5 protein-coding genes are annotated in these 9,331 nt (G+C 41.1%); all 5 read left to right on the forward strand.

The window, feature by feature from the left end:
- Positions 1-91: 91 nt before the first annotated feature.
- Positions 92-4,312, forward strand: a complete 4,221-nt coding sequence (rpoC, locus tag FCS21_RS08885) for a DNA-directed RNA polymerase subunit beta' (RefSeq protein WP_138622511.1) — start codon at positions 92-94, stop codon at positions 4,310-4,312.
- Positions 4,313-4,714: 402 nt separating this feature from the next.
- Entirely contained in the window at positions 4,715-5,089 is a 375-nt protein-coding gene (gene rpsL / locus FCS21_RS08890) for a 30S ribosomal protein S12 (RefSeq protein WP_138622512.1), read from the forward strand.
- Positions 5,090-5,206: 117 nt separating this feature from the next.
- Entirely contained in the window at positions 5,207-5,677 is a 471-nt protein-coding gene (gene rpsG, locus FCS21_RS08895) for a 30S ribosomal protein S7 (RefSeq protein ID WP_138622514.1), read from the forward strand.
- A gap of 297 nt (positions 5,678-5,974) precedes the next feature.
- Positions 5,975-8,074, forward strand: coding sequence for an elongation factor G (gene fusA, locus FCS21_RS08900; RefSeq protein ID WP_138622516.1), 2,100 nt, complete (start codon positions 5,975-5,977; stop codon positions 8,072-8,074).
- Positions 8,075-8,174: 100 nt separating this feature from the next.
- On the forward strand, positions 8,175-9,331 hold a 1,157-nt coding region (gene tuf, locus FCS21_RS08905), incomplete at its 3' end, for an elongation factor Tu (RefSeq protein ID WP_138622518.1).

Below are 9,331 nucleotides of genomic sequence, written 5' to 3' on the forward strand. Positions count from 1 at the left end.
AGCTGAGCCTATCCTGATGGATAGGCCGGTAAGCGGAGAAGGCAAATAATTTTGCCTTCTTCTCAAAGTTTAACTCCGACAGGAGAAGTGTGTGAAAGATTTACTTAAGTTTCTTAAGCAACAGAATCAAACTGAAGATTTCGATGGTATTCGCATCGGTTTAGCATCACCAGATTTGATGCGTTCTTGGTCGTTTGGTGAAGTTAAAAAGCCAGAAACCATTAACTATCGTACGTTTAAACCAGAACGTGACGGTTTATTCTGTGCGCGTATTTTTGGTCCAGTAAAAGACTACGAATGTCTTTGTGGTAAATACAAACGCTTAAAGCATCGCGGTGTTATCTGTGAAAAATGTGGCGTTGAAGTTACTCTGACTAAAGTTCGTCGTGACCGTATGGGGCATATCGAATTAGCAAGTCCTGTGGCGCATATTTGGTTCTTAAAATCATTACCATCACGTATTGGTTTACTACTTGATATGACCTTGCGTGATATTGAGCGTGTGCTTTATTTTGAATCTTATGTTGTAACTGAACCTGGTTTAACAACACTAGAAAAAAGCCAAATTCTAACCGAAGAAGAATATCTTGATGCGTTAGAAGAGCACGGTGATGAATTTGACGCCCTAATGGGTGCAGAAGCTGTTTTAGCTTTACTACAACAAATCGATCTTGACGGTGAAGTAGCGCAGATGCGTGAAGAGTTACCTGAAATCGGTAGTGAAACTAAACGTAAAAAAATTACTAAGCGTTTAAAATTAATGGAAGCATTCGCTGCGTCTGGCAACAAGCCAGAGTGGATGATTATGAATGTTCTACCAATTTTACCGCCAGATTTACGTCCGTTAGTTCCTCTTGATGGTGGTCGTTTTGCGACTTCTGACTTGAACGATCTATACCGTCGTGTAATCAACCGTAACAACCGTTTAAAACGTCTTCTAGACTTAGTAGCACCAGACATTATTGTACGTAACGAAAAACGTATGTTACAAGAGTCTGTTGATGCCTTATTAGATAACGGTCGTCGTGGTCGTGCAATAACGGGTTCTAACAAACGTCCTCTTAAATCTCTTGCTGATATGATCAAGGGTAAGCAAGGTCGTTTCCGTCAAAACTTACTAGGTAAGCGTGTTGATTATTCAGGTCGTTCTGTAATCACCGTTGGTCCAACATTGAAATTACATCAATGTGGTTTACCTAAGAAGATGGCATTAGAATTATTTAAGCCATTCATTTACGGTAAATTAGAAGCACGTGGTTTAGCGACTACGATTAAAGCGGCTAAAAAATTAGTTGAACGTGAAGGCGCTGAAGTTTGGGATGTACTTGATGAAGTAATCCGTGAACATCCAGTTATGCTTAACCGTGCACCAACACTTCATAGATTGGGTATCCAAGCGTTTGAACCTGTGTTGATTGAAGGTAAAGCAATTCACCTTCATCCATTAGTTTGTGCGGCATACAATGCCGATTTCGATGGTGACCAAATGGCGGTACACGTACCGTTGACAATTGAAGCACAAATGGAAGCACGTACGTTGATGATGTCAACGAACAACGTGTTAGCACCAGCGAACGGTGAGCCAATCATAGTACCATCGCAAGATGTTGTATTAGGTCTTTACTACTTAACGCGTGACCGTGTTAATGGTTTAGGCGAAGGTATGATTTTTACTGACGAAAAAGAAGTAGAAAAAGCGTACCGTATTGGCGCTGCTGAACTTCATGCTCGCATTAAAGTTCGTATTACTGAGCATGTTAAAGATGCTGACGGTGAATGGCAACCTATTACTAAATTACGTGACACGACTGTTGGTCGCGCCATTATGTGGCAAGTATGTCCTAAAGGTTTACCTTACGACCTTATTGATCGACCGCTTGGTAAAAAACCAATTTCAAAATTGATTAACCATGCTTACCGTAACTTAGGTTTAAAACAAACTGTTATCTTTGCTGACCAAATCATGTACACAGGCTTCCATTACGCGATGATCGCGGGTTGTTCTGTTGGTATCGACGATATGGTTATCCCAGATGCTAAGTACACTATCATTGAAGATTCAGAAGCGGAAGTTGCTGAAATTCAAGCACAGTTTGAACAAGGTCTAGTAACTGCTGGTGAGAAATACAACAAAGTAATCGATATTTGGTCGTCTGCGAACGAAAAAGTATCGAAAGCGATGATGGACAACTTATCGAAAGAAACCGTTATCAACGCTAAAGGTGAGCCAGAAGAACAAGATTCTTTCAACTCTATCTTTATGATGGCTGACTCGGGTGCTCGTGGTAGTGCCGCTCAGATACGTCAGTTAGCGGGTATGCGTGGTTTGATGGCTAAACCAGATGGTTCAATCATCGAAACGCCAATCACGGCTAACTTCCGTGAAGGTTTGAACGTATTACAATACTTCATCTCAACACATGGTGCGCGTAAAGGTCTTGCCGATACCGCACTTAAAACAGCTAACTCGGGTTACTTAACGCGTCGTTTAGTTGATGTTGCACAAGATTTAGTGGTAACAAACCATGACTGTGGTACACATGACGGTTTATTAATGACACCATTAATTGAAGGTGGTGATGTTGTTGAACCATTACGTGAACGCGTATTGGGTCGTGTGGTTTGTGATGATGTATTGATTCCAGGTACTGATGAAGTATTACTTCCTCGTAACACCTTAATCGATGAAGCACTTTGTGATGTTATTGAAGAAAATTCAGTCGATCAAATCAAAGTACGCTCAATCATTACTTGTAAAACAGACTTTGGTATTTGTGCTAACTGTTATGGTCGTGACTTGGCGCGTGGCCACATGATCAACCAAGGTGAAGCTATTGGTGTAGTTGCTGCACAATCAATTGGTGAGCCGGGTACACAGTTAACAATGCGTACGTTCCATATCGGTGGTGCTGCATCTCGTGCTACTGCTGAGAACAACGTACAAGTTAAGAATACAGGTCACTTAAAACTACAAAACGCTAAGTTTGTTACTAACTCAGACGAAAATATCGTTATTACCTCTCGTTCATCAGAGTTAACGATTATTGATGAAATGGGTCGTGAGAAAGAACGCTATAAAGTACCTTACGGTTCTGTACTTTCTAAAAATGACGGTGAAGCGGTAACCTCAGGCGATATTATCGCTAACTGGGACCCACATACTCACCCTATTATCACGGAAGTAGCAGGTAACGTTCAATTCGTTGACCTTGTTGATGGCGTAACTATGGTTCGTCAAACGGATGAGTTAACTGGTTTATCAAGTATCGTTATTACTGATGCGGCACAACGTAATGCAACAGGTAAAGAAATGCGTCCAGCATTGAAACTTGTTGATGCGAAAGGCAATGAAGTAATGATCGCCGGTACTGAAATTCCAGCACTTTACTACTTACCAGGTAATGCGATTGTTAACCTTGAAGATGGCGCGGATGTGGGTGTTGGTGATGCACTAGCTCGTATACCACAAGCCAGTTCAAAAACACGTGATATTACCGGTGGTTTACCACGTGTAGCTGATTTATTTGAAGCACGTAAACCTAAACTTCCTGCGATACTTGCAGAAAAAACGGGTGTTGTTTCTTTCGGTAAAGAAACCAAAGGTAAAGTACGTTTATTGATTACTCAGCCAAGTGGTGAAGTCTACGAAGAGATGATCCCGAAAACGCGTCTGTTAAATATCTATGAAGGTGAGCCAGTAAACAAAGGTGAAGTTATTGCCGATGGTCCTGAATCTCCACATGATATCTTGCGTTTACGTGGTGTTGCTCCAGTAGCTAACTACATTGTTAACGAAGTACAAGAAGTTTACCGTCTACAGGGTGTTAAGATTAACGATAAGCACATTGAAGTTATCGTACGTCAAATGATCCGTAAGTGTGAAATTCTTGATGCCGGTGATTCGACTTTCCTTAAAGGTGAGCAAGTTGAAGTAGCGCGCGTTAATATTGCTAACCGTGAATTAGAAGAGCAAGGCAAACAGCCAGCTGAATATGAAATGCAAATGATGGGTATTACTAAAGCATCACTTGCAACGGAATCATTTATTTCAGCGGCGTCTTTCCAAGAAACTACTCGTGTGCTTACAGAAGCCGCAGTAGCAGGTAAGACAGATGGTCTTCGTGGTTTGAAAGAAAACGTTATTGTTGGTCGCTTAATTCCAGCAGGTACCGGTTATTCTTACCATCAAGAACGTGCCAGAGCTAAAGCACAAGCAGATATCAATATTGATACTACCGTATCAGCAGATGATGCAGAAAAAGCATTAACCGATGCGTTAAATGCTGATCTACTGTCAGGTGATAACGCATAACAAGTAATTGTTAAATAGTGCAATGATTAAATTGCACTACGTTATGTTAGAAACCGTGCCTTGAAAAAGGTGCGGTTTTTTTTTAGTCTTTTTTAGTACAAGGAGCAATGATCCTTGCGCTATTATTTGATCGTTTTGACCGGTATAAACGATCAAATAATAGTGAGATCGCTATTAAACCTTGACAGCTCAATGATTGACCTATAGAATTTCGCGACCTCATATTCTGTACTCAGTGTGCATAGTATAAGAGCGGTAATAAAGACGGCATTAAATGCAGTATTAAATATTACCGTGGTAAAGAGGTATATTACGAGCGCAGAAGCTTTTCCCATTGATTTAAAGCTAATGCAATTATTTATCAAGGCTACTTTCCTTGGTAACAACTAATCAGGAGCTATAATGGCAACTATTAACCAACTAGTACGTAAACCGCGTGTTAGACAAGTATCAAAAAGTAACGTTCCAGCGTTACAAGCTTGTCCACAACGTCGTGGTGTTTGTACTCGTGTGTATACTACTACACCAAAAAAACCTAACTCAGCTTTACGTAAAGTAGCTCGTGTTCGTTTAACTAACGGCTTCGAAGTAACTTCATACATCGGTGGTGAAGGTCACAACTTACAAGAGCATAGCGTGATTTTAATCCGTGGTGGTCGTGTTAAAGATTTACCAGGTGTGCGTTATCACACCGTTCGTGGCGCACTAGATTGTTCTGGTGTAAGCGATAGAAGACAAGGCCGTTCTAAATACGGTGCTAAACGACCTAAATCTTAAGTTTCCATCCTTTGCCTAGTTGCTAGGTAAAAGATAAAAACGTTAAGTAAGGCCAAATTAACAAATTTTTAAAATTTATATATTTTGGATTTATCCTGAATACTACGGAGAATTAAGATGCCAAGAAGACGCGTCGTTGGGCAACGTAAAATATTGCCAGATCCTAAGTTCCATAATGAACTTTTAGCAAAATTCATCAACATCCTTATGGTTGATGGTAAGAAATCTACTGCCGAAAAAATTGTTTACGGTGCACTAGATCTTTTAGCTGAAAAATCTGAGAAAGACCAGTTAGAGCTTTTCGAAGAAGCTTTAGATAACATCCGCCCATCTGTCGAAGTTAAATCTCGTCGTGTTGGTGGTTCTACTTATCAGGTTCCAGTTGAAGTACGTCCTGTGCGTCGTAATGCTCTAGCCATGCGTTGGTTAGTTGAAGCAGCTCGTAAACGTGGTGAAAAATCAATGGCTCAGCGCCTAGCTAACGAAATGTTAGATGCGTCTGATAGCAAAGGTTCAGCGGTTAAGAAACGTGAAGACGTTCACCGTATGGCTGACGCTAACAAAGCATTCGCTCACTACCGCTGGTAAGCTAGCAGTATTGACTGATTGTATTATCTACTTTTGGCGTTGCTCAAAAGTAGATACATGGCTAGCAAGAGTTTCTCTTGCTAGCCATACTCATTTTACGGACTAGTGCTTTTAGTACTGTTCTAGTCACTTAAAGTGATAATAACTTGAAAGTTTTATTAATTAACTGTTTGTACATTGGCTAACGATTAACCTAGCAATGCGCATAACAACGAATAGTTACTCAATAATACTAAGCACAATAAACATAAATCATTTGTTTTATTGTCCACCCATAGTAAGTAAGAGGATTTAATTTTGGCCCGTATCACCCCTATAGAGCGCTACCGTAATATTGGTATCTGTGCGCACGTTGATGCAGGTAAAACAACCACGACAGAACGTGTCTTATTTTATACTGGTCTTTCTCATAAAATTGGTGAAGTGCATGATGGCGCGGCCACTACAGACTGGATGGAACAAGAACAAGAGCGCGGTATAACTATCACGTCAGCAGCAATTACTTGTTTCTGGAAAGGCATGGAAGATCAATTTGATGCGCATCATATCAATATCATTGACACCCCAGGCCACGTTGATTTCACCATTGAAGTTGAACGCTCTTTACGAGTACTTGATGGTGCTGTACTGGTATTATGTGGTTCTTCTGGCGTACAGCCGCAAACCGAAACGGTTTGGCGTCAAATGGAAAAATATGCCGTACCACGCTTAGTGTTCGTCAATAAAATGGATCGCACTGGTGCTGACTTTCTTAGCGTTGTTAAACAATTAAAAGATCGTTTGGGTGCTAATGCAGTACCAATTTATTTACCTATCGGTGCAGAAGATGAATTTGCCGGTGTGGTTGATCTGATTAAGATGAAAGCCATTAACTGGAATGAATCTGATCATGGTATGACATTTACCTATGAAGACATTCCTGCTGATATGCAAGAGCTTGCCGAAGAATGGCGTGATAACCTTATCTCTGAAGCGGCAGAAGCTAACGACGAATTAATGGATAAATACCTTGAAGAAGGTGAGTTAACTGAAAGCGAAATTAAGGCAGGCCTACGTGCCCGTACTCTCGCTAACGACATTATCTTATGTAGCTGTGGTAGTGCCTTTAAAAATAAAGGCGTACAAGCAGTGCTTGATGCAGTGGTTGAGTATTTACCATCACCGACTGAAGTAGCCGCTATTACCGGTATTAACGACGACAAAGACGAAACCGAAGGCACGCGCTCTGCAGATGATGACGCACCTTTTGCAGCGCTTGCCTTTAAGATAGCAACCGACCCTTTTGTTGGCACACTAACATTTTTCCGTGTTTACTCTGGTGTAGTGCAAACAGGTGATAGTGTTTACAATCCTGTTAAAGGTAAGAAAGAGCGTTTTGGCCGCATAGTACAAATGCATGCCAACGACAGACAAGAGATAAAAGAAGTACGCGCGGGTGATATTGCCGCCGCAATAGGTTTGAAAGATGTCACTACAGGTGATACCTTGTGTGACGCTAAGCATGTTATTACGCTAGAGCGTATGGATTTCCCTGAACCGGTAATTTCAGTTGCTATAGAACCGAGAACCTTAGCCGCTCAAGAAAAACTGGTCATTGCTTTAGACAAGCTTGCTGCAGAAGACCCATCGTTTAAAGTAGCAATTGATGATGAAACTGGGCAGACCATTATTTCAGGTATGGGTGAGTTACACTTAGATATTCTTGTTGAACGTATGAAACGTGAATTTTCTGTTGAGTGTAATGTTGGTAACCCACAAGTTTCTTACCGTGAAACGATACGTAAAACGGTTAAGGTTGAAGGTAAATTCATCCGTCAATCTGGCGGTAAAGGTCAATTTGGTCATGTTTGGCTTAAAATGGAACCAAATGAAGAAGGTGCTGGCTTTGAATTTGTTAACGAAATCGTTGGCGGCGCAGTACCCAAAGAATTTATTCCTGCAGTAGAAAAAGGCTGTAAAGAGCAAATGGACAGTGGTGTTTTAGCTGGTTATCCATTACTAGACATTAAAGTCACGCTTTATGACGGTTCTTTTCATGATGTTGACTCTAATGAGATAGCATTTAAAGTTGCCGCTTCTATGGGCTTTAGACAAGGTGTACTTGATGCAAACCCTGTTCTTCTAGAGCCAATGATGAAAGTAGAAGTTATTACACCAGAAGTCAGTATGGGTGATGTTGTAGGTGACTTAAACCGTCGACGCGGTATGATCGACGGTATGGAAGAAGGTCCAGCAGGATTGAAAATTGTAAATGCATTGGTACCCTTAGCCGAAATGTTCGGTTATGCTACCGACTTGCGTAGTGCTACTCAAGGCCGTGCATCTTACTCTATGGAGTTTCAGCAGTACAATGAAGCACCGAAATTGGTAGCACAAAAAATTATGGAAACTCGTTAGAGTTTCCATTACTTGAATATTTAATATTTACATCTGGCAAGGTCATTTTGACTGCGCCTTTTAATTTATATAGTTTACTAAACTTTAAGGTAATTGAAAAATGGCTAAAGAAAAATTTGAACGTAATAAACCGCACGTTAACGTTGGTACTATCGGTCACGTAGATCACGGTAAAACAACGTTAACAGCTGCTATCTCTGCAGTATTAACTAAAGTTCACGGTGGTGAAGTTAGAGATTTCGCACAAATCGATAATGCTCCTGAAGAGCGTGAGCGTGGTATTACAATCAATACTTCTCACATCGAGTACGATACTGAATCACGTCACTACGCACACGTAGATTGTCCTGGTCACGCCGATTACATCAAAAACATGATCACTGGTGCTGCACAAATGGATGGCGCTATCTTAGTAGTTGCTGCGACAGATGGTCCTATGCCACAAACACGTGAGCACATCTTATTATCTCGTCAAGTTGGTGTTCCTTACATCATCGTGTTCATGAACAAATGTGATGTTGTTGATGACGAAGAGTTATTAGAATTAGTAGAAATGGAAATCCGTGAACTACTTTCTGAATATGATTTCCCAGGTGATGACTTACCAGTAATCCAAGGTTCAGCTTTGGGTGCTCTTCAAGGCGAAGAGAAATGGGAAGCGAAAATAATCGAACTTGCTGACCAATTAGATACATACATTCCAGAGCCAGAGCGTGCTATTGATGGTGCATTCATCATGCCTATCGAAGATGTTTTCTCAATCGCTGGTCGTGGTACAGTAGTAACTGGCCGTGTTGAGCGTGGTATCATCAAAGTTGGTGAAGAAGTAGAAGTTGTTGGTATCCGTGATACACAAAAATCAACTTGTACTGGTGTTGAAATGTTCCGTAAGCTTCTTGACGAAGGTCGTGCTGGCGAGAACTGTGGTATTCTTTTACGTGGTCTTAAGCGTGAAGATGTTGAGCGTGGCCAAGTATTATGTAAGCCTGGTTCTATCTCTCCACACACTAAATTTGAATCAGAAGTGTATGTTCTTTCTAAAGATGAAGGTGGTCGTCATACGCCATTCTTTAAAGGATACCGTCCACAGTTCTACTTCCGTACAACAGATATCACAGGTGCTGTAGAGCTTCCTGAAGGTGTTGAAATGGTAATGCCTGGCGACAACTTGAAGTTTGTTGTTGAGCTAATCAACCCAGTAGCGATGGACGAAGGTTTACGCTTCGCTATCCGTGAAGGTGGTCGTACTGTTGGTGC

It is taken from the genome of Colwellia ponticola (assembly GCF_005885605.1).
In the GTDB taxonomy this organism is placed as follows: Bacteria; Pseudomonadota; Gammaproteobacteria; order Enterobacterales; family Alteromonadaceae; genus Colwellia; species Colwellia ponticola.

Excerpts from the sequence above, each read along its gene's own strand:
- rpsL (WP_138622512.1), top strand. The coding sequence starts at position 4,715 with ATGGCAACTATTAACCAACTAGTACGTAAACCGCGTGTTAGACAAGTA.
- rpsG (WP_138622514.1), top strand. The coding sequence starts at position 5,207 with ATGCCAAGAAGACGCGTCGTTGGGCAACGTAAAATATTGCCAGATCCT.